Below are 21859 nucleotides of genomic sequence, written 5' to 3' on the forward strand. Positions count from 1 at the left end.
GGTTTCCAACTACGGCGTGCGCGCGACCGTGCTGATGGCAGGCACGATGCTGTCGGGTGTCGCGATGGCGCAGACGACGCCGACCGCCCCCGCTGCGCAGGCGCAGCAGGCTGCTCCTGCGACGACCCCCCCGGTGGTGGTCTCGGCTCCGGTCCGCAACATCCGGTCGCTCACCGTGCGCGGTTCGCAGCGCATCGAGCCGGATACGGTGCTGTCCTATACGAAGCTGCGCGTGGGCCAGCCCTACACCACCGAGAGCCTTGACCAGGCGATCGTCGACCTGCTCGCGTCCGATCTGCTCGCCGACGCGCAGATCGAGGGCGTCGAGACCGGCGACATCGTCGTCGTCGTGCGCGAGAACCCGATCATCAACCGCGTGGTGCTGGAGGGCAACAAGCGGCTGAAGGACGACAAGATCGTCAAGGAGATCAAGCTCGCGCCGCGGCAGATCTTCACCCGCACCGCGGTGCGTGCCGACGTGGCGCGCATCGTCGAGCTCTATCGCCGTCAGGGCCGCTTCGCCGCCTCGGTCGAGCCGCAGATGGTCATGCTCGACCAGAACCGCGTCGACGTGGTGTTCGAGATCAACGAGGGGCCGAAGAGCAAGGTCCGCCAGATCAACATCATCGGCAACGACCAATATTCGGATTCCGACCTCCGCAAGGAGATGTACACGAAGCAGGCGCGTACCTTCCGGATCTTCAGCTCGAACACCAGCTATGACCAGGACCGGCTCGCCGCCGACCAGCAGAAGCTGCGCCAGTTCTACCTGACCGAGGGCTATGCCGATTTCCGCGTGATCTCGGCCGTGGCGGAGCTCACCCCCGACAAGCGCGACTTCATCATCACCTATGTGGTGGAGGAAGGGCCGCGATATAAGTTCGGCGACGTGAAGGTCGACAGCGCGATCCGCGACTTCGACGGCGAGAAGCTCGCCGCGACGCTGCCGATGAAGAAGGGCGACTGGTACAACGCCAAGCTGGTCGAGGACTCGATCGACAGCCTCAGCCAGTATGCCGGGCTCTACGGCTACGCCTTCACTGACGTTCGCCCGGAATTCCAGCGCGATCGCGAAGCGCTGACGATGGGGATCAACTTCTTCCTGGCTGAGGCGAACCGCACCTACGTCGAGCGGGTGGAGATCACCGGCAACACGCAGACCCAGGACAAGGTGATCCGCCGCGAGATGCGCGTGGCCGAAGGCGACGCCTTCAACGCGTTCATGGTGAAGCGCTCGCAGGATCGCATCAACTCGCTGGGCTATTTCCAGGACAAGTTCGAGATCAAGCAGGAGCAGGGCTCGACCCCTGACCGCATCATCCTTGCGGCGAACGTCGAGGAGCGCTCGACCGGTGAGCTCTCGCTCTCGGCCGGTTTCTCGAGCCTCGAAAAGTTCATCCTGCAGGCGTCGATCCGGCAGAACAACTTCCGCGGCAAGGGGCAGACCCTCTCGGCCAGCGCCAGCTATTCGAGCTACTCGAAGTCGATCGAGTTGGGCTTCACCGAGCCGTATCTGTTCGACAAGAACATCGCGCTCGGCGGCACGCTGTTCCGGCGCGACTACAACTCGTTCAACTATTACGGCAGCGGTCGCGATCGTAACGACCTCTACTCGCAGCTCTCGACCGGCGGCACGCTCGTCGCTGGTGTCCCGCTCACCGAATATTGGCAGCTCTCGGGCCGCTACACGCTGCAGCAGGACAAGGTCACGCTCGACGAGGACACCTACTACACCAACGGCGAGTGCGATCCGCTCAAGGCGGGCCGCTATCTCTGCGACGCGATCGGCAACCGCCTGACCTCCTCGATCGGCCTCTCGCTGATCTATGACAGCCTCAACAGCCGCCTGCGTCCGAGCCGCGGTTCGCGGGTCGTGCTCGGCGCCGACTTCGCCGGCTTGGGCGGCGACGTCCGCTACATCCGCGGCCGCTTCGACGGCGACAAATATTGGAACCTCGGGGGCTGGGTGCTGTCGGCAGGGCTGGAGGGCGGCTACATCCACGCCCTGCAGGACAGCCCGGGACCGGGCATCGATCCGGTTCGCATCACCGACCGCTTCTATCTCGGCGAGCCGCAGTTCCGCGGCTTCGACATCCGCGGCGTGGGCCCGCGCATCCGCCGTACCTATATGACGGGCGATGCGGCTTCGGGGACGCAGGCGCTCACGACCGACAACAGCTACGACGATCCGCTGGGCGGCAAGGCCTATTACCTGGGCAAGCTCGAACTCGAGCCGCCGCTCGGGTCGGGCATTTCCGAACTCGGCCTGCGCCCGTCGGTCTTCGTTCAGATCGGCTCGCTGTTCAGCCTGACGCGTCCGCGCCCGACGGCCGAGTTCGAGCAAGCGACCGACGCGAGCGGGAACCCCATGTTCAACAAGGACGGCTCGCCGTCGCTGCTGCCCCGCGTCGATCCGATCCGGACCGATACCGGCCAGGCACTGTACCTCAACAGCTTCACCAACTCGAGCGGCAGCACCTCGACTCGCCTCACCACCTGTACGACCGGCTATGCCGCCACCTATGGCGGCACCTGCGTCGGCGGTGAGACGAACGTCGCGGCGGTCAACACGGTCGCGCCGTTCCTTGAGGAATATTACGGCGATACCTGGAAGCCGCGTCTGTCGGTTGGTATCGGCGTCAACTGGAACTCGCCGTTCGGGCCGCTGCGGATTGACGTGGCCAAGGCGTTGCTCAAGCAAAAGGGCGACGACACCAAGCTCATTACCTTCAACGTAGGGACTCAATTCTGATGCGTAGCTTCTCCAAGGCGGCGCTCGCCGCACTCGTCACCGTTTCCGCTACTTCGGTCGCGGCGCCTGCGTTCGCACAGGTACAGGGCCTCGGCGTCGTCGACCTGCAGGAGGCGGTGCGCCGCTCCAACGCGTTCACGACCGCGATGACCCAGATCCAGACGACCTACAAGGCGCAGATCGACCAGGCGAACACCCGCCGCACCGCGATCCAGAACGAGCTGAAGCCGCAGGTCGATGCGTTCGAGGCGGCCCGTCGTGCGCCCAACGCGAACCAGCAGGCGCTCCAGACGCAGTACCAGGGCATCCAGCAGCGCGAGCAGACCGCACAGCAGGAACTGGGCCGCATCCTTCAGCCGGTCCAGCTCGCCCAGGCCTATGTCAACGAGCAGATCGTCCGCCAGCTCGAGCCGGCGCTCGATCGCGTGATGGCGGCGCGCCGCCTGTCCGTGATCCTGCCCCCCGACGCGACCGTGAAGTCGCTGCCGGCGGCACAGGTCACCAACGACGTGATCGCCGAGCTGAACCGCTCGGTCCCCAGCGTCCAGATCACCCCGCCGGCCGGTTGGCAGCCGGGTGGTCAGCAGCAGGCCGCACCGGCAGCTGCGGCTCCGGCACCCGCCACCACGACCCGGCCGCGGGGTCGCTGATAATGGCGGCAGACGGTGCCATGACGCAGCCGTATGATATCAAGCGGGTCATGGCGGCGCTGCCGCACCGCTATCCGATGCTGCTGGTCGACCGGGTCGAAGAACTCGTGCTCGATCAGCGCATCACGGCGATCAAGGCCGTCTCGATCAACGAGGAATTCTTCCAGGGACACTTCCCCGGACGGCCGATCATGCCGGGCGTGCTCCAGGTCGAGGCGCTGGCCCAGGCCGCCGGCGTACTCGCGGTCGAGAGCCTCGGCCTCGCCGGCTCGGGCAAGCTCGTCTACTTCATGTCGATCGACGGCGTGAAGTTCCGCAAGCCGGTGGAGCCTGGCGTGCTGCTGAAGCTTGAGGTAGAGTTCGTCCAGAAGCGCTCGCGTGTCTGCAAGTTCGCGGGCAAGGCGCTGCTGGACGGCGAGGTCGCGACCGAATGCGAGTTCACCGCCATGATCGCCGACCCGCCCAAGGCGTGATCTTGGACTAACTTTCGACTAACTTTCCGCCTCTCGGGCGGCCTGCCGCTTGCGGTGGGCCGCCCTTGCGTGTAGGGCGCGCCCTTCGTTCCGGCTGGTCGGAAACCAGCCATTCACAGGAGCTTGACCATGAAGAAAGACATTCATCCCGACTATCACACCATCAAGGTGCAGATGACCGACGGGACCGTGTTCGAGACCCGCTCCACCTGGGGCAAGGAAGGCGACACGATGCAGCTCGACATCGATCCGCTGGCGCACCCGGCCTGGACGGGTGGCAACCAGCGCCTGCTGGACGCGGGCGGCCAGGTCGCGCGCTTCAACAAGCGCTTCGGCGGCCTCACGCTCGGCAAGAAGTAAGCCCGGGCGGGGCCCGCCCCGCGACGGCTTACCGCACGAGATACGACGCCCGCCCGCTTGGAGCCGGCGGGCGTTCGTGTGTCCGGGCGAGGCAGGCTTCTGGCTGCCCGCCTAGAAGCGGAAGCTGATCCAGCCCCCCAGGAAATCGGAGTCGGTGTAGCCGGCCCGCGTCAGCACCGAGCCTGCCGCCAAGTGCTCGTAGCGTCCCGTCAGGGAGACGCGCGGCGACAGGCTGTAGATCGCCTGCAACCGGGCGACGTTGCCGACCTTGTGCCCGCCGACCAGCTCGGTGCCGGCAAAGGCAGTGCCGTTGGCCCGGTACACGGCGTCCGCTGCGGAGTCGCGCCAGCTCAGCTGGTACTCCGCGGTCACGCGCAGCTTCTTGAGCGGGGTGAAGGTGACGTTGGGGGCCAGCGCCACCAGGTTGGTCGGCGTCAGCGCCAGCTGGTAGCTGTAGTAGACGTTGTTGCCGAACGGGGCGAGGGCGTTGCGCAGCGTTCCCTCGCCATAGGCGCCGCCGCCGGTCGCATAATCGATGTGGAAGCCCACGCGTGGCGCGCTGCTCCCGCTCCCGATGCGGTAGGTCTGGGCAAGGAGCAGCTGCCACGCGTCGATGTTCCGGTTGCCGAAGCTGCCGCCCTGGTGGTTGACCGTCCAGTCGAGCGTCAGCGGACCCGCCTCGCCCCACAGGTGCGCGCCCTGGTAATGGCGCTCCTCGCGAGCCGTTACGCCTCCCCAGGAGGCATTGTCGTCGCGCAGCCGCCAGATAAACGGGTCCAGGTACAGCTTGGCGCCCTCTGCCACCGGCGGCAGCACGATCCCGAGGGTGATTCCCGAGAAGCGCTGGCCGTCGTCCACGCGATCGTCGGCGGTGCCCTCGGTGCCCAGGCTGGTGAACTTGAAGTCGAACACGTCGGCGCGTACCCGCCGCCCCCGCACCCAAGCTCGGGCGCCGTTCAGGACGAAGCGGATGGTGTTGTTGTCACGCTGCGAGGTGAGCAGGTTGGGGCCGTCGGTGAACTCCTGCCGGCCATAGCGCACGCCCACCGCCGCGCCCCCGACCCGGGCATTCCCTTCGACGAACGCCTGCTGCACGACCAGATCGTTGCGCAGGTTTGCCGCCACCGTCCCCAGGTTGCGTCCGTCGAGTCCGCCGTGGGCGATCTCTCCATAGGCGCGGAAATGCGGCCCCACGTGCAGATCGGCGCCGGCAACGATGCGGTTGATGTCCTGGCGTTGCGCGCTGGCTTCGCGAAGACCGGGGTTGGTCGTCTCGTTGACCCGAAGCCGCAGTTCGCCCGACAGGGTCAGGTAGACATCGCCGTTGCTGTCGATCGGCAGGCACTTCAGTCGGTCCAGCGGATCATCGCGCTTTGCCGGATCGCAAAGGCTGCGCCAATTCTCCGCCCACCGGGACAGGTTATAGCCTTCACTCGTGGCGCCCTCGCCAGTCGCCGCGGAAGGATAGCTGTCCGCTACCGGAGTCGCTGGGGTGGGGCTCTGACGCGTCTCCTTAGGCGCCGGGCTCGTCTGCGCCTCGGCACCCGCGGGAAGAAGCGCCACGACTGACGCAGCGCCAACGGCGTACCGCAACAGGCTGCTCATGAACCGCTTCCCGCCGTTACGCTGCAGGAATGGTGGCGGGATCGACCTCGTCGACGCGCGGCATTTCGCCGCGCATCGCCGCATCGAACCGCTCCCGGTCGAGCGCACCTTCCCAACGCGACACCACCACCGTCGCGACCGCGTTGCCGATGAAGTTCGTTAGGCTGCGGCACTCGCTCATGAAGCGGTCCACGCCCAGGATCAGCGCCATGCCGGCGACGGGCACCGAAGGCACGATCGAGAGCGTCGCCGCGAGCGTGATGAACCCCGCGCCCGTCACGCCGGCCGCCCCCTTGGAGGAAAGCATCGCGACGCCCAGCAGCAGCAGCTGCTCGCCCAGCGACAGGTGCACGCCCGTCGCCTGCGCGATGAAGAGCGCGGCGAGCGTCATGTAGATGTTGGTGCCGTCCAGGTTAAACGAATAGCCGGTCGGCACCACCAGCCCTACGACCGACTTCGGGCAGCCGGCGCGCTCCATCTTCTCGATCAGCGCGGGCAGGGCGCTTTCGGACGACGAGGTGCCCAGGACCAGCAGGAGCTCGGTCTTGAGATAGCCGATCAGCCGCAGGATCGAGAACCCGCACAACCGGGCGACGATGCCCAGCACCCCCAGCACGAACAGCAACGAGGTGAGGTAGAAAGTCGCCACCAGCATCGCGAGGTTCGCAAGCGTGCCGAGGCCATAGGCGCCGATGGTGAAGGCCATCGCGCCGAATGCGCCGATGGGCGCTGCCTTCATGACGATCGACACGAGCTTGAAGACGACAACCGACACCTGGTTCACCAGGTCGGTGATCCCCTTACCGCGATCTCCGACGAGCGCGAGGCTCACCCCGAACAGGATCGAGACGAACAGGACCTGGAGGATGTTGTCCTGCACCATCGCGGAGAAGATGGTGTCCGGGATCATCGCCATCAGGAAGCCGATGAGCGATGTCTCGTGCGCCTTGGCGGCGTAGCCAGCGACCTTGGAGGGATCGAGGGTGGCGGGATCGATGTTGAGCCCCGCGCCTGGCTGCACGACGTTCGCGACGATCAGGCCGACGATCAGCGCCATGGTGGAGAAGAACAGGAAGTAGGCGAACGCTTTGGCGGCGACTCGCCCCACCGAGCCGAGGTCGCGCATGCCCGCGATCCCCGACACGATGGTCAGGAAGATGACCGGTGCGATGATCATCTTCACCAGCTTGATGAAGGCGTCGCCCAGCGGCTTCAACGCGGCACCGGCTTCAGGGACGAAGTGGCCCAGCATGACGCCTGCGAAGATCGCCGCCAGCACCTGCACGTACAGGTGCGCGTACCACGGACTGCGCGAGACCGGCTGTTCACCGGGGGCGGGGGAGGGCAACATCATGAACCTTTCATCTTCTTCCTGCAGTCCCACCCGCAGGCGGTCGAGAGGCCAGGCCGGATGAACGTTCCGGCAGCCCTTCACAACAGCGATAATCTTTATCGGTGAATGGCCGAACATTGCTGATGCCGACCCGTTCCCACCTCTCGCTGATCTCTCCATCCCGCAGCGCGCTTGAGCAGGCGCCACTTCCCCGGCTAGGCACGGCTTCCTCTTGTTACAGGTGAGCACATGCCCGGTGGACTGGTTGCCCTTCTCGACGATGTTGCTGGCCTCACCAAACTGGCTGCGGCGTCGCTGGACGACGTCGGTGCCGCAGCCGGAAAGGCGGGATCCAAGGCGCTGGGCGTGGTCGTCGACGATGCCGCGGTCACCCCGCGCTATGTCACCGGCCTGACGCCCCAACGCGAACTGCCGATCATCGGCAAGATCGCCCTTGGCTCGGTGCGGAACAAGCTGCTGATCCTGCTGCCTGCGGCACTGCTGCTGAGCGCCTTCGCTCCTTGGGCCATCACGCCGTTGCTGATGCTGGGGGGGGCTTTCCTCTGCTTCGAGGGCGCGGAGAAGGTGCTCGGTGCGATCAAGGGCGAGCATCATGACGCGGCGCCCGTCGAGGAAGGCTTCGTCGATGCCAGCGCGCTTGAGAAGGCGAAGGTCGGCGATGCGGTTCGGACCGATCTGATCCTGTCTGCGGAGATCATGGCGATCGCCCTCGCCGATGTGGCGGAGTCCTCGATCCTCACCCAGGCGCTGGTTCTGGTGGTGGTCGGCCTCGCGATTACCGTCGGCGTCTATGGCGTCGTCGGCTTGATCGTGAAGCTGGACGACATCGGGCTGCACCTGGCCCAGCTGTCTTCATCCGGCGTGCGCGCGCTTGGACGCGGCATGGTCAAGAGCATGCCCGTCATCATGCGGGTCCTGTCCGTCGTCGGCACCGCGGCGATGCTGTGGGTCGGCGGCGGCATCCTGTTGCACGGCGCCGAGGTGCTCGGCTTCGCGGCTCCGGCGGAGTTCGTCCACCATCTCGCCGAAGCCGTCCATCACGCCGTGCCGCTTGGCGGCGTCGTGGCATGGTTTCTGACGGCTTTGTTGTCGGGCGTGCTGGGTGTGGCCGTCGGCGCGATCATCGCCACCGCGGTCCACAAAATCCGCCACTGAGAACGGCCCGGGAAGCCGCGCCCGTCTAGGGCGCGGCAGCCGTGGGGGCGGACCAGCCGAGGCCGAGCGACTTCTGGAGCGCGACATAGTCGGTGGTGAGGCCGGCGGTGGCGACGGACAGCTGCTGCTCGGCGGCGACCCGCTGGCGCTCAACGTCGAGCGTGTCGATCAGCGTAGCGGTGCCTGCGCGAAAACGCTGCTGCATCAGCGTCGAGGCACGATCTGCCGATGCCTTTGCCCGCACCAGGCTGACGAGCGTCTGCCGCCGCGCACCGAAGCGGGCAAGCGCGTCTTCCGCATCGCGAAGCGCGCCGAGCACCGCTTGGCGATAGCTTGCCTCCGCCTCGTCGCGCTCCCCCTCAGCCTGTTCGACCCGAGCGCGTCCCCGGCCGAAATCCAGCAGGTTCCACTGGAGCATCGGGCTCGCGAGAGTGAGCAGATTGTCCGGATCGACGACGTCGGCGATGGAGGTGCCGCCCAGGCCGAGCATGCCCTGAAGGTTCAGGCTCGGGAAGCGTGCTGCCTCCGCGACCCCCACCCGCGCGGTCCGCGATGCAAGCTGGCGCTCCGCGGCGCGAATGTCGGGGCGGCGTTGAAGCAGCGACGTCGGGTCACCCACCGCAACCTGTGCCGGCACCAGCGGGATGGGGCGAGGAGCCTTCAAGGCATCGTCCAGCGCGCCCGGAGCCTCGCCGACCAGAACGGCAAGGGCGTTCAGGTAGCTCGCCACTTCCGCGTTGAGCGGCACCAGCTCGGCATCGGTGTTCTCGACCTGAAGGCGGAGGCGCTCGACGTCGAGTGCCGAAACGGTGCCGCGGGCATAGCGCTCTTCGGTCAGGCCGAGGATCCGGCGCTGCATCTCGGAGGAGCGCTGTGACAGCGCAAGGCGCGCCTGGCGGTCCCGCAGCGCGACATAGGCCTGCGCCACCTCGGCGGTAAGCTGCACCTGAGCATCCGCCAGATTTGCTTCGGCACCCTCCGCGGCGGCGCGCGCCGCCTCCACCGTGCGGCGCCGGCGGCCGAACAGATCGATCTCCCAGCTCGCGTCGAACCCCAGATTGAAGAAGTCGACGCCGATGCTGTCGCCGTCGGCAATGCCTTCGCCCGCGCCTGTGTCGGGGGTTTCGCCGTCGCCGGAGCCGTCGGTCAGCGAACCCAGGTCGATTCCGGGGAGCTCTGCATGCAGGTAGCTGCCGCTGACGTTCGCGCTCGGCAGGCGGTTCGCGCGCTCGAGGCGCAGCGCGCCACGAGCCTGACGGAGGCGGGCCTGGGCGACGGCGATGGACGGATTGGCTGCAAGCGCGCGCTGCTCGAGCGCATCGAGCTGCGGATCCCGAAGGGCCGTCCACCAGTTCGCGACGCCGGGCACGGCCGCGGCCTGCACCGCGTCCGTCGCCCGGACGAACCCTGCGCCGGGAGCACGCGACGGCGTGGCGGGCGGGCCTGCATAATCAGGCCCCATGGTGCAGGCGGCGAGCGACAGGGGAAGGGTGAGAAGGGGCAGGGTGCGCATGAGCGAGCCTCTAGTGACCAGCGGCAAGGGAGACGCCCTTGGGAAGCGGGCGGAGGAACAGGACCAGCGGCATGACGAACAGAATGCCGACGGCGAGGAGCCAGAACAGGTCATTGTACGTCATGACCAGTGCGTCGCGCTGGATCGTCTGGGCGACCGTGCGCAGGGCGGCGTCGGGACTGCCCAGCGCCTGGCCGAGGCCGGCCAAGTAGCTTTGCACGTCGACTGAGTTGGCGTTGAACGTCTCCTCGATGCGCCGCATGTGAAGCCAGTTCCGCTGATCCTGGAGGGTCGCGATGGCGGCAAGCGCCAGCGATCCGCCGATGTTGCGCGCAGCGTTGAAGATGCCCGCGGCGTCGCCTGCATACTGCGGGCTCACCGACGATACCGCCGCCTGGTTCAGGAACAGGAAGCCGAGGATGGTACCCACGCCTCGCAGCAGCTGCGAGTCGACGAACGCGCTTCCGGTGGACTCTGCGGTAAGCGCGGTGTCGATCCAGCAGCTGGCGGCCAGGATCGCCAGACCGGCGCCTACCGCGATGCGGATGTCGATGTGCCGGATCATGAAGGGCGTGAACGGCATCAGGATCATGCTCGGGATACCCGACAGCAGCACGATCTTCCCTGACTGGAGGGCGTTATAGTCGGCGATCGCCGCCAGGAATTGGGGGATCACGTAGGACGTTCCGTAGATCACCATCCCGATGACGACGCCCATCAGAGCGACGCTGCCGAACTGGCGGTCCAGCAGGAGGCGCAACCGGATCACCGGCCGCTGGGCCAGGAACTGGCCAGCGAACAGGAGGACGAAGCCGAGGATCGAGACGGCCGTCAGCTGAAGGATCTCGCTGGACTGGAACCACTGCTCCTGCTGTCCTTCCTCCAGCACGACGGTGAGGCCGCCGAGCCCCAGAGCCAGGCCGACGATGCCGAGCCAGTCGGCGCGGAGGAGGTCGGCGAGATGCGCCTTCTGATGCGGAAGGCCGATCAGCAGCAGCGTCACGAGCAACACGCCCACCGGCAGGTTCAGGAAGAAGGCGTAGTGCCAGCTGATGCTTTCGGTCAGCCAGCCCCCGATCAGCGGCCCGAGCACCGGACCCAGGATGGCGGTGACACCGAACATCGCGGTGCCGATCGGCTGCTGATGGGGCGGAAGCCGCGTGGCGATGATGGTCATCGCCGTAGGGATGAGCGCGCCACCGGTGATGCCTTGGCCGGCGCGGCCGATGATCATCATGGTCAGATTGGTGGAGATGCCGCACAGCATCGAGAATGCGGTGAACAGCACCGCCGCGAGGAGCAGCAGCGTCCGCAAGCCCAGCACCCGCTCCAGCCAAGCGGACAGCGGGATGATGATGATCTCCGCCACCAGATAGGAGGTCGCGATCCAGGTCCCCTCGGTCCCGCTGGCGCCGATCTCCCCTTGAATGGTCGGAAGCGCCGAGTTGACGATGGAGATGTCCAGGGTCGCCATAAGCGCGCCAAGGCTGCCGGCGAACACCGCCAGCCACGCAGCGGCGTCCGCCTTCGCCGGGGCGCCTCCGGCAGCGGCGGCAGGCTTAGTCATGGCCCCGCTGCTCGTTGTAGCGTTCCTGCTCCTGCTTGATCCGCTCCCGTGCGTCACGGGCAGAGCGGGTGTCGACGGTGGGGCTCACCGACATGCCGGGAACCAGCAGTTTCAGGGTCTCGGGACCGGCATCGATCGCGATGCGCACCGGCACGCGCTGAACGATCTTGGTGAAGTTCCCCGTGGCATTCTGCGGCGGCAGCACCGAGAACTGCGCTCCGGTACCGGGGGACACGCTCTCGACGCGGCCGTGGATCTCGACGCCGGGGAGCGCATCGACCTCAAGCTTCACGGGCTGACCGACGCGCATTAGGCCGAGCTGCGTCTCCTTGAAGTTCGCCTCCACATAGAGCTGCTTCGTTGGCACGATCGACATGGTTCGGGTGGCAGGCTGCAGATACTGGCCGACCCGCACGGTCTTGTCGCCGATCCGGCCGTCGATGCTGGCCCGGATCAACGTCGAGCCCACGTCGCCCTGCGCGCTTTCGAGCTGCGCACGCGCGGCATTTCCTTGCGACAAGGCCTGGGCGACCTGCGCGTTCAGTGTGCCGACGCGGCGGCGGGCACTGCTCAGGGCCGCTTCGGCGCTGGCGAGCTGCGCATTGGCCTGCCGCGCTTCGTTCTCCAACTGTGCCAGGCGTTCGCGGCTCTCGGCCCCGCTCGCCGCAAGCGGCCGATAGCGCGCGACCTCGGCATTGGCGAAGCCGGCGCGGGCCCTAGCGGCGGCAACTTCCGCCTGCGCACGCTCGATCGCGGCGTCCTGCTCGCGGATTTGGGCGCGGACACCCTCCGCATTGGCTTCGGCCACGTCGATCTGCGCCTGGAACTGCTGAGCGCGCGCCCGATAATCGCCGGGATCGATCTGGAGCAGCGGCTGGCCAGCACGGACCTGCTGGTTATCGGCGACGAACACCCGCTCCACATAACCCGCGACCTTGGGCGAGACGATGACGGCATCGGCCTGGATATAGGCGTCGTCCGTGCTCTGCATGAAGCGGCCGACACTCCGATACTGGATGAACCACAGCAGCCCGCCCACCAGCACGATCCCGAGGATAGTGATCAGGATGATGCGGATCATGCGCTTCTTGCGGGGAGATGGAGGACTGCTCTCGTTCTGCTCGTCCTCGCGGCCCGCGTCTTGAGGCGCATCGGTCGGCTGCTCGTGTCGGTCGGCCATATACCTGCCCTGGCTATCCTAAACTGACGGGGGGACCTGCTCGCTGTTGCAGCGCAAAGCAAGCCTCTTTATGGAGGGCCCTCACAAAGTGCCGGACACCGACAGCCTCGTCAGCGACTTTGGTCGCTTGTTCCTCCGCTTGCGGCGGATCGCCGACGCGCACCTGGCAGAGCAGGGCGTCTCCCTCGCGCGGATGAAGCTGCTGATGTACCTCCGGTGCGAACACAACAGCGCCCGTGCCGCCGACATCGCGAGCGTCTTCGGGCACTCGCCGCGTACCGTCAGCGAGGCGATCGCCGCGCTGGAACGGGACGGATTGGTTCGACGCACCCCGGATTCGGCCGATGGTCGCGTGAAGCGCGTTTCCCTGACGGCGGCTGGAGAGGCGGCTATCGCGGCGGCAGAACCGCTGCGATCACGCCTAGACCAGGCGATCTTCGGGGCCTTGGACGCGGAGGAGAGATCCCAATTCCGGCGGGCGCTGGCAAAGCTCGACCGGGTAGCGGATGCACTGGAGGCGCAGGGCGGCTTGGACGAGCGACCTCGACCCGCAGAGCCAGCGCCGAAGGCTTAGGCCGCGGCGTTCAGCTGCCGCAGAAGCTGGAACGGGTTGAACGGCTTGGTCAAGTACAGGCTGCGCTCGGGCAGTTCCGAAGCGCTGGGGCGCAATGCTCCTGAAGCGATTACCAGTGACACCGGCGGGTATCGGTCGCGAACATGGTGGGCAAGACGCAGGCCGTCCATCGACCCGGGCATCTGGATGTCCGTGAGGACGATCGAAATGGAGGGATCTTCGTCAAGAAGCGCAATCGCCTCATCGGCGTCGCCTGCCTCGATGACGCGGTAACCGGAGGCTTCGAACAGATCGGCCAGTTCGAGGCGGAAAAGCACTTCATCCTCTACGATGAGGATCGTTCGTGGATTGGTTGGCGCGCGCTGCCCCATCAGTCCGCCCGATCCGTCGCAATCGCATCGGCAAGCGGCGCGTCGAGCGTGAGAACAACGCCCTCGGGCAAAAAGTCCAGCGTCACATGGGCTCGGAAATAGGCCTTCAGCGATCGCTCGATCATTACAGAACCAAAACCTCTTCGGGGAGGAGGCGTGACATCCGGCCCTCCCGTTTCACGCCAGGTCAGCAGCAAACGCGGATTGTCGGGGATCGGTCCGTCCGCAATCCACCATTTCAGCGCCACTTCGCCGGTTTCGTTCGAAAGTGCCCCATATTTGATCGCATTCGTGGTGAGTTCGTGGATCGCGAGCGCGAGTGCCAAGGCAGCTCGTGGATTGACCGCGACACTCGGACCATCGACCGTGATCCGACGGCTGAGAGCGCCATGCGGCCTCAGCACCGTCGTGACCAGGGCGTGGAGCTCCGCCGTCTGCCAGGAAGTCGCGGTCAGGATATCCGTCGCACGTCCAAGGGCCACCAGGCGGGCACTCACTGCTTCTCCCGCGTCCTCGAGCGTCTCGGCCTGCCGGATGGATTGGGCGGCGATCGCCTGAACCATGGTCAGGACGTTCTTGAGCCGGTGACTCAACTCGTTGTTGAGCAAGCGCTGCTGGAAGCGCGCCCGCTCGATTTCAGTGAAATCCCGCATCACGGCACCATAGCCGATCAGCCTGCCGTCCTGTTCCTGGACGCGAAATCCGAGGTAATGGACCGGGATGCGTTCACCGGTGCGGAAATGACGCAGGTTCATCTCGCCGCTCCAGCTGCCCGCGTCGCGGATTGCCGGAAGAACCTCTTCCACCAATCGCTCGGCGTCTGCCGGCCAGATGTAGTCGAGCATCCGGGTTTCGCCCACCGTCTCGGGCGAGAGGCCGACCATGTCGCAACCGGCTGGGTTCACGAACTCCACCCGCTGGTCGAGCGACGCGACGCCGATGAAGTCGGCGCTGTTCTCCACAACGCGCGCCAGGCGGTTGCGTTCGCGCTCGCCCGCACGCTTCGCCGTGATGTCGCGCGCGACGAGCAGCACTTGCCCGCTGGTTTGTCCGTCCCGCAGGATCGGACGGACCGAGACGTCCCACCAGCGCAGCGACCCGTCCCCGATCTCGGCAGGGGCAGCGAAGTTGGTCTCATGACCTTCGGACGCTGCGGCGATCGCCCCGGAAGCACGATTGCCATCCACCTCCTGCCAAAGCATCCGCCATGGTGTGCCGCGAACGTCCGCTTCGTCGCCCAACCCCAGGGCTCGGCGGCCGTTCTCCGTGGCGAAGAGGACGTTCTCCTCGCGATCGAGCACCACGATGCAGTCGCCCGAGCTGGAAAGAACCCCGGCAAGGAAGGCTTCGCGCGCGGCGAGTTCGTCGCGTGCGGACTGCGCCTCCTGCATCAGGTGATTAACCCGCCCGAAGGAAGCGCGCAGTTCGGATGCAAGAAGTACGATGCCGACCCCCACCACCAGGAAGGCGCCGGAGGCGATCCACTGAAGCGGATTGAGGCCCAGGAAGCCGCTCGGCCCCGCGATCGACCACCCTGCCAGGACCGCCGAGAGGAAGGTTGCGTACAAGCCGACGTTGCGGCCGAAGGCCAGCGCCAGCAGCAGGATGGCCGGCATGAAGAGCAGCCACGGCAGCAGCACGGTGACGAAAAGCACGCGTACGAGCGTCACCAGGACGATCGCCGCAGTAGCAATTGCGAACTGCAGCACCGGCGGCAGCGGGCGGCGGATCGATAAGAAGAGGAACTGCTCGAAGAAGCGGGTCAGCTTGGAGGGCGGCATAGACGGCAGTATGGTTCGCGTGGAGGACCATCCTGCCACAGTGTTGCTCCCGTAGCGCAGCAGGACGCCGGATGCGAGCCCCCCGGGTCGTTTCTTGCCCGTTTCTAGTTGTTTAGCTCCTCCGACCTCGCTGGAGCGCGGGAGATCTTCAACGCTTCAGGAAGGTGCAGGGAGCGGGTTGGCAATGCGAGGCTGATGCCAGCCGTCTCGAGCCGCTCCATGATGGTGAGCAAGAGGTCCTGCTTGATGTGGATCGCCTCCACGGCATCGAGCACTGCGATGTAGGAGAAGACCTCCACGTTGACCGAACTCTCGCCGAACGCCGCCAGATTGGCGCGTGCGCCGTCCTGGTCGATCTGGGCATGCTCCTTCAGCACCCCTTCGATGATCGCAATGCCTTTGCGGAGCTTGGCGGCTGAGATGCCGTATTCGAGCGCGATCACCGGAGCGAAGAGATAGCGGTCGCGCGTCGCGAAGTTCTCGATCTGGAGCGAGGCGAAATTGCCGTTGGGGATCGTCACCACCGTGCGATCATTGGTGCGGATGCGCGTGGAACGCATGCCGACGTCTTCGACCGTACCGAGCACATCGCCGACCTTGCAGAAGTCTCCGACCTGAACGGGCCGATCGACGATCACGGTGACGCTGCCCACTAAATTCTCGATGGTCTTCTGCGCGCCCAGGGCGAGGGCGATACCGCCGATCCCGAGGGCGGCGATGCCGGTGGTCACGTCGATGCCGAGCGTGTCCAGAATGGCGACGATCGCGAGCGCGAGGAGCAGCACCTTTGCCGAGCGGCGCAGAAGGGTGATGACGGAAACCGCCTGCCGTCGCTGCGATCGCTGCATCCGTGCGATGATCAACCGGCTGATGGCGTCGACGAAGCGCAGGGCGAACCACGCAAGCGCCACCCAGGCAATGATGCCGGCATAGCGCAGCAGCGTCTGCCGGGCCACGATCGAGACGGGGAGCGAGTCCGCGTAGACGTAGAAGCCCACGACGGCGAGGAAGAGGCTGAGCGGCGGAAGGGCCGCGTGCGAGAAGCGGAACGTGGGGCTTTGCTCGCGATCCCGAACCACACGGCCGATGCCGAGCAGGATGAGACTGGCAAGAAGACGAAGGCCGACGAAGCTGATGGCGGCAAGCCCCAGCAGCAGCCCCCAGTCGACGAGCGGCGCGCCGGCGACGCTCGTGTCGGTGATGCTCTCCGTCTGAGCGGGCGCCGCGGGCTCGGGAGCGTGCGCGCGCAGCACCTTGATGGTCTGGGTGGAGATCCGCCAGAGTTGCTGACCTTCCCCCACATCTCCGCGGACAAGGAGGATAGGCTCCTCTTTCTCCCCGAACTTGAGCGTGCCGACCTGCTCTTGTTCAGGAGCCAGCGTATCGTCGATACGGCCCGTGGCTTCGTTCGAGAGCACGGCAAAGGGGAGCAGCGACCCACCGCTGTCGAGCGCTGACTGGAGGCGCCGCGCCAGATCAGAGGCAGCAGCGGCCGCACGCGGCGTCTTGGGAGGCGCCAATTCGAAGTAATTGGCTGCGCGGGCGTAGTCCTGCTCGCCGAGCGCCTTCACCAGCCCGGTCACTGCCGATCGCGGCGTCTCGCGCCCATAGGTGTCGGCGAGCACTGCGGGCGTCGTGGTGTTGCCGGCGGTCTCCTGCGCCTGGGCGGGCGCACACACCACCATCGTCAACAGCAGGGCGGCCAGGAGCCTCTTGATCACCAGCATTCACAAACCTTCTTCGTCAACTCGCCGGAAGTTCTAAGCGCCCTCGGCCTGATTGCCACGAAGCCGCGCGGGCAAACGCGTTCAGAGGAGCCATTCGATCGGCAGCTTGGCGGCAGCGGCAAGGGCGAGGCGCGGGATCAGCCGCATGCCAGGCTCCTGGTGATGCACGCGCCGCTCACCTCCGTTCTCCTCGATCCAGATGAGTTCGCCGTCCTCCCCGATCCGCACCTCGTAGGCGAGGTGTGCCACCTGGTCGGCAAACACGTCCGCCACTTGTGCGGCGAGGACGGAGCTTTCGATGATGAAACCGAGTTCCGTGTTCAGCGCGACGGAGCGAGGATCGAGGTTGAACGAACCGATGAACAGGCGCTCGCGATCGACGGTGAACGTCTTTGCGTGCAGCGTCGATGCGCCCGAGCGGAGCGCTGCCGTGGAGCCGGTCCCGGAGCCCCTGAAGTTGCTGGCGACACCCAGCCGGACGCCGCGGCGGCGCTCCCGGCGACGGGGCGCCGCGCGTGCTTCCCGCCGCATCTCGAACAAGCGAACGCCCGCCTGCAGCAGCCGTTTGCGGTACGGCGCATAGCCAGCATGAACGATGCCCACGTCGGTCGCCTCATAGGCGTTGGTAAGCACCGATACGGCCACGCCTTCGCGCGCAAGCTTGCCGAAGGTGCGACACCCGCGGCGACCGGGTACGAAATAGCTGGAGATGAGGCCGAGCTCGCTCTTTGCGGTCTCGAGCGCGGCGCTCAGCTTCTCGCTCAGGAGAGCCCGTTCGTGCACGCTGCCGAGAGCCTTGGCGGGATCGTCGCTGAGCATCCGAACCTCCGCCCACTCAAGCGCAAGGTGACCCTCCACCAGCTGGTGCACGAGCGGCAGGTCGCGTAGCGCCTGAACATAGCGTTTCGCCGAAGGATCGCGCTCGACGATCGACGCCCGCTTGCGCAGGCGCCGTCGCTGATCCTTGCGCACGCCCGGGAGGATCCTGGCCGCGGGGTAGGAGGAGCCGCAGCACCAGTAGCGATCAAAGTCGTCGGAAACCTCGGCGACGATCGGACCGATCGCCAGTGCGTCCAGATCGGCGAACAAGCCGCCATCGGCCGCGCCGAAATACTCGTCGCCGATGTTGCGGCCGCCGACGATGGTGACGCTGTTATCGGCGGTGAAGCTCTTGTTGTGCATCCGCCGGTTGAGCCGAGAAAACTCGGTGATGTAGCCAATCGGCTTCGGCCAGCGGATCCGGAACGGGTTGAACAGCCGAACCTCGATGTTGGGATGTGCGTCCAGGGCTGCCAGCACTGCGTCGAGCCCCGAAATGCCGTTGTCGTCGAGAAGCAGTCGAACCCGTACCCCGCGCTCTGCCGCGGCATGGACCGCTTCCAGCAGCAGCGTTCCCGAGCGATCACCGTGCCAGATGTAGTATTGCAGATCGAGGCTGCGCTCGGCCGCCCGGGCGAGGGCGACACGCGCGGCAAAGGCTTCCCGCGCATCGGCGAGCAGTTTGATCCCGGAAGCACTTGGATGGCTCGCGCTCTCTTTCGCCGCACCGCGGGCCAGCGCGGTGTCGGCTACGTCAGCGATGATCCGCGAGCTCGGGTTTTTCGGATTGGGCGGGAGGCGATTGATCCACCAAAGCAGGCCCAGACCTATGGCGCCTGCTCCGATCGATCTCGCCCAACTGGCCTTCACTGCACCGGCGCTCCCGTTTCGTACACCGGCCGGTGCCGGGATGATGGTCGCTTAACGGTTACGGACGCGAGACGATCCGTCAGAGAGCCTCACAGGCCTCGGCGATGGCGGCGTAGATGCGGTCGAGGTCGGCGTCTTCGATGCAGTAAGGCGGCATTACATAAACCGTGTTGCCGAGCGGCCTGAGGAGCAGGTCCCTGTCCCGGAAATGCGCCAGCAGCCGCGGAGCGAGCGCGGACAAGTAGCCGTCCTCTCCCGCGATTTCGAGCGCCGTGATGGTGCCGCTTCGCCGGCAACCCCGAACATTGCGGAGGCTCGACAGCGCGTCGAGCCGAGCCTGTTGACGCTTCCCGAGCGAATCGATGCGCTCGGCCACCGGTTCTTCCGCCCAGATCGCCAGATTGGCACGGGCCGCGGCGCAGGCGATAGGATTGGCGGTGTAGCTGGAGGAGTGGAAGAACATCTTCACGCGATCCGGGCCATAGTGCGCCTGGAAGATCGGCTCGGTGGCCATTGTGACGGCAAGGGGAACAGCGCCCCCCGTCAGTCCTTTCGACAGGCAGAGGATGTCCGGCACCACGCCGGCCTGCTCGCACGCCAGCAACGTTCCGGTCCTTCCCCAGCCGGTCATCACCTCGTCCGCCACGAACAGCACGCCGTGTCGCGCACAGATGGCGCGCATCTCCCGGAGCGTGGAAGGGGCGTAGAAGTGCATGCCGCCAGCGCCCAGCACCAACGGCTCGACGATGAACGCCGCTGCCCCGGCGGCACAGGCCTGCTCCAAGACGTCGAGACTTGCCTGCTCGCCACCCGGCACGGGAAAGGGGATGGTGCCCACGTCGAACAGCAGCGGCTCGTAGGCGCTGTTGAACACGCCGCGGGCGCCCACCGACATTGCGCCGATGGTATCGCCGTGGTAGCCATGTTCGAGGACGAGGATCCGATGCCGGGCCGGATCGTGTTCTCGCCAATAGCCCAGCGCCATCTTGAGCGCGACCTCGACGCTCGTGGAGCCCGAGTCCGAGAAGAACACCCGGGTCAGTTCGCGCGGCATGATGTCGCGCAGGCCCTGGGCGACTGCCTCCGCCGGTTCGTGCGTCCACCCGGCGAAGATGATCTGATCGAGTTTCTCTGCCTGGTCCCGGATCGCGGCGACGATCCGCGGATGGGCATGGCCGTGCGTCGTGACCCACCACGAGGAGATTGCATCCACGATGCGGCGGCCATCGGCAGTGTGGAGCACCGCCCCCTCTGCCCGGGTCACCAGCGGGATCGGCTCGCCGAGCCCATGCTGAGTGAAGGGGTGCCACACGGCCGAGGCGCTCACCGGAAGACCCCCAGATCGAAGTTGCTTTGGAAGGCGGTCGCCAGCGTCTCCGCATTCAGCGGATCCAGCCGGGGAAGGCGGCCGAGACGACGAACCTGACCGATCTCAGCCACGATCGCCTCACTGTCCTCGACCGGCTGCCCGATGAAGGCGACGCCCAGGATCGGTACGCCGCGCGCCCGCAAGGCTTCGATCGACAAGAGGCTGTGATTGATGGTGCCGAGGCCCGTGCGGGCGACCAGCACGACCGGCTGGTTCCAGCGGGCGAAGACATCGGCGAACAGCATGGTTCGCGTGACCGGGACCAGCACGCCGCCCGCACCTTCAACGACGAGCGGGGCGTTGCCGGGCGGCAGTGCGAGCCTGTCCACCTCGATCGCCACTCCGTCGATTTCCGCAGCGAGATGCGGGGAGCAGGGGGTGGCAAGCCGGTAGGCCTCGGGAAGGATTTGGGACCTGGGCACACCCAGCGTTTCAACCCGGGCGGCATCGGTGCCGTCCAGCAGCCCCGACTGGACGGGTTTCCAATAGCGTGCGCCAAGCGCCGCAGCGAGGCCGGCGGCGAAGACGGTCTTGCCGATGTCGGTGTCGGTACCCGTGACGATGATGGTCTTGCTCATGGCACGACCTCCTGCAGCAGCGCGGCCAGCCGGTCCACATCCTCGGTCGTGACATTGAGGGTGAGGGACAGGCGCAGGCGCGAAGTGCCGCGCGGCACTGTCGGTGGGCGGATGCCGCGCACGTCGAACCCAGCGGATTGCAACGCTTCGGCTGCCCGCATGGTCGTGGCGTCGTCCCCGATCACCAGAGGGAGGATCTGCGAGCCGGTCGGCTGGACGCCCGCGGGTGCGAGTGCACGTTCCGCGTGGCGCACGAGGCCGTGGAGCCGTTCGCGCCGATCAGGCTCATCGGCGAGGATGTGCAGGCTCTCCCGAACCGCCCGCGCCATCAGCGGGGAGGGGGCCGTGGAGAAAATGAACCCGCGGCCGCGATTGATCAGAAAGTCGCGCACGATTCTCGCCCCGCAAACGAGCGCGCCTTCGCACCCCATCGCCTTCCCGCAGGTCCGGAGCGTCACGACGTTGTCGCGACCCTCCAAATCCTCGGCAAGACCGCGCCCGCCGACGCCGAAAAGGCCGGTCGCGTGCGCCTCGTCGATCAGCAGGATCGCATCCTCCGCGTCAGCCAGCTTCGCGAGCGCCGCCAGCGGCGCCCGGTCACCGTCCATGCTGTAGAGGCTCTCCACCGCGATCCAAGGCGTCCCGGCCCCGCCGCCCTTGCGCCATTGGCGGATGGCCGCCTCAAAGGCATCGACCTGGTTGTGTTCGGCCGCGACGCAGGTGGCGCGGCCGAGCCGCATCCCTTCATGCGCGCTTGCGTGTACCAGCGCATCATAGACGACCAGGTCGCCGCGCTGGGGAAGGGTCGCGAAGAGCGCCGCGTTGGCGGCAAAGCCGCTCGCAAAGTAGAGGGAGGCTTCGCTGCCGAAGAAGGCGGCGGCCTCGGCCTCTAGCGCTTCGTGCTCGTCGGAGTTGCCGCGGAGGAGCCGCGACCCACCCGAACCGACCGCTACGCCCTCGGCGAGCGCAGCCGCGACAGCATTCCGCAGGCGAGGCGCGGAAGCGAGCGCGAGATAATCGTTGGAGGCGAAGTCGGTGCCCTGACGGGGCAGGAGCCGGCGGATACGATGCTGGTCCGCCAGCTGCGCCAGATCGGCGCGATGGGCTGCAAAGCTCGGCATGGCGGGGGTGTAGCGGCATCGTCTCGCGATGCCACCCCCG

The 21859-nt window shown here is 66.7% G+C and carries 18 protein-coding genes; 6 read left to right on the top strand and 12 right to left on the bottom strand.

From position 1 onward, the window contains the following. Positions 1–34: 34 nt before the first annotated feature. The 4 genes from bamA (at position 35) to rpmE (ending at position 4235) form a co-directional block, all read left to right on the top strand. Entirely contained in the window at positions 35–2752 is a 2718-nt protein-coding gene (gene bamA / locus MHZ35_RS10700; protein ID WP_125959730.1) for an outer membrane protein assembly factor BamA, read from the top strand. After that, the gene (locus MHZ35_RS10705; protein ID WP_125959684.1) at positions 2752–3402 is read left to right on the top strand and encodes an OmpH family outer membrane protein; all 651 of its coding nucleotides are present in this window, start codon (positions 2752–2754) and stop codon (positions 3400–3402) included. Before bamA ends, MHZ35_RS10705 begins: the two co-directional genes overlap by 1 nt. A gap of 20 nt (positions 3403–3422) precedes the next feature. Next, complete coding sequence (gene fabZ, locus MHZ35_RS10710) at positions 3423–3875, top strand: 3-hydroxyacyl-ACP dehydratase FabZ (protein WP_239435582.1); 453 nt, start codon at positions 3423–3425, stop codon at positions 3873–3875. 129 nt (positions 3876–4004) lie between these two features. Continuing rightward, the gene (rpmE, locus tag MHZ35_RS10715) at positions 4005–4235 is read left to right on the top strand and encodes a 50S ribosomal protein L31 (protein ID WP_125959682.1); all 231 of its coding nucleotides are present in this window, start codon (positions 4005–4007) and stop codon (positions 4233–4235) included. A 111-nt stretch (positions 4236–4346) separates the two neighbouring features. Here the strand turns inward: rpmE and MHZ35_RS10720 are convergent, their stop codons facing one another. Continuing rightward, on the bottom strand, positions 4347–5840 hold the full coding sequence (locus tag MHZ35_RS10720; protein ID WP_239435583.1) for an alginate export family protein: 1494 nt from the start codon (positions 5838–5840) through the stop codon (positions 4347–4349). A 16-nt stretch (positions 5841–5856) separates the two neighbouring features. Then, entirely contained in the window at positions 5857–7194 is a 1338-nt protein-coding gene (locus MHZ35_RS10725; RefSeq protein ID WP_125959680.1) for a dicarboxylate/amino acid:cation symporter, read from the bottom strand. Positions 7195–7422: 228 nt separating this feature from the next. On the opposite strand from MHZ35_RS10725, the gene MHZ35_RS10730 reads away from it, so the two are divergent. Then, a complete protein-coding gene (locus MHZ35_RS10730) occupies positions 7423–8349 on the top strand; it encodes a DUF808 domain-containing protein (protein WP_239435584.1) in 927 nt (308 codons plus the stop codon). A 25-nt stretch (positions 8350–8374) separates the two neighbouring features. On the opposite strand, the gene MHZ35_RS10735 is transcribed toward MHZ35_RS10730, so the two are convergent. Genes MHZ35_RS10735 through MHZ35_RS10745 form a run of 3 tightly spaced genes read right to left on the bottom strand, consistent with a single transcriptional unit; the run spans position 8375 to position 12609 of the window. Next, complete coding sequence (locus tag MHZ35_RS10735) at positions 8375–9862, bottom strand: efflux transporter outer membrane subunit (RefSeq protein WP_239435585.1); 1488 nt, start codon at positions 9860–9862, stop codon at positions 8375–8377. A gap of 10 nt (positions 9863–9872) precedes the next feature. Further along, a complete protein-coding gene (locus MHZ35_RS10740; protein WP_239435586.1) occupies positions 9873–11429 on the bottom strand; it encodes an MDR family MFS transporter in 1557 nt (518 codons plus the stop codon). Next, the gene (locus tag MHZ35_RS10745; RefSeq protein WP_239435587.1) at positions 11422–12609 is read right to left on the bottom strand and encodes an HlyD family secretion protein; all 1188 of its coding nucleotides are present in this window, start codon (positions 12607–12609) and stop codon (positions 11422–11424) included. The genes MHZ35_RS10740 and MHZ35_RS10745 overlap by 8 nt, the downstream gene beginning before the upstream one ends. Positions 12610–12655: 46 nt before the next feature. Between MHZ35_RS10745 and MHZ35_RS10750 the strand changes: the two genes are divergently transcribed. Next, positions 12656–13183 (top strand): MarR family winged helix-turn-helix transcriptional regulator, encoded by a 528-nt coding sequence (locus MHZ35_RS10750; RefSeq protein WP_239435588.1) that lies wholly within the window; start codon positions 12656–12658, stop codon positions 13181–13183. Here the strand turns inward: MHZ35_RS10750 and MHZ35_RS10755 are convergent. From MHZ35_RS10755 to MHZ35_RS10785, 7 genes are all read right to left on the bottom strand, one after another. Then, entirely contained in the window at positions 13180–13554 is a 375-nt protein-coding gene (locus tag MHZ35_RS10755; protein WP_239435589.1) for a response regulator, read from the bottom strand. The genes MHZ35_RS10750 and MHZ35_RS10755 overlap by 4 nt on opposite strands. Continuing rightward, entirely contained in the window at positions 13554–15335 is a 1782-nt protein-coding gene (locus MHZ35_RS10760) for a PAS domain S-box protein (RefSeq protein ID WP_239435590.1), read from the bottom strand. Before MHZ35_RS10760 ends, MHZ35_RS10755 begins: the two co-directional genes overlap by 1 nt. 104 nt (positions 15336–15439) lie before the next feature. Further along, on the bottom strand, positions 15440–16918 hold the full coding sequence (locus MHZ35_RS10765; protein ID WP_239435591.1) for a mechanosensitive ion channel family protein: 1479 nt from the start codon (positions 16916–16918) through the stop codon (positions 15440–15442). A gap of 225 nt (positions 16919–17143) precedes the next feature. Then, positions 17144–18751, bottom strand: coding sequence for a phospholipase D family protein (locus MHZ35_RS10770; RefSeq protein ID WP_239435592.1), 1608 nt, complete (start codon positions 18749–18751; stop codon positions 17144–17146). Positions 18752–18830: 79 nt separating this feature from the next. Beyond that, positions 18831–20078, bottom strand: coding sequence for an adenosylmethionine--8-amino-7-oxononanoate transaminase (locus MHZ35_RS10775; RefSeq protein ID WP_239435593.1), 1248 nt, complete (start codon positions 20076–20078; stop codon positions 18831–18833). After that, positions 20075–20698 (bottom strand): dethiobiotin synthase, encoded by a 624-nt coding sequence (gene bioD, locus MHZ35_RS10780; RefSeq protein WP_239435594.1) that lies wholly within the window; start codon positions 20696–20698, stop codon positions 20075–20077. Before bioD ends, MHZ35_RS10775 begins: the two co-directional genes overlap by 4 nt. Further along, positions 20695–21819 (bottom strand): 8-amino-7-oxononanoate synthase, encoded by a 1125-nt coding sequence (locus MHZ35_RS10785; RefSeq protein WP_239435595.1) that lies wholly within the window; start codon positions 21817–21819, stop codon positions 20695–20697. Before MHZ35_RS10785 ends, bioD begins: the two co-directional genes overlap by 4 nt. Between the last annotated feature and the right edge of the window lie 40 nt (positions 21820–21859).

It is taken from the genome of Sphingomonas sp. ACRSK (genome assembly GCF_022346685.1).
In the GTDB taxonomy this organism is placed as follows: Bacteria; Pseudomonadota; Alphaproteobacteria; order Sphingomonadales; family Sphingomonadaceae; genus Sphingomonas; species Sphingomonas molluscorum.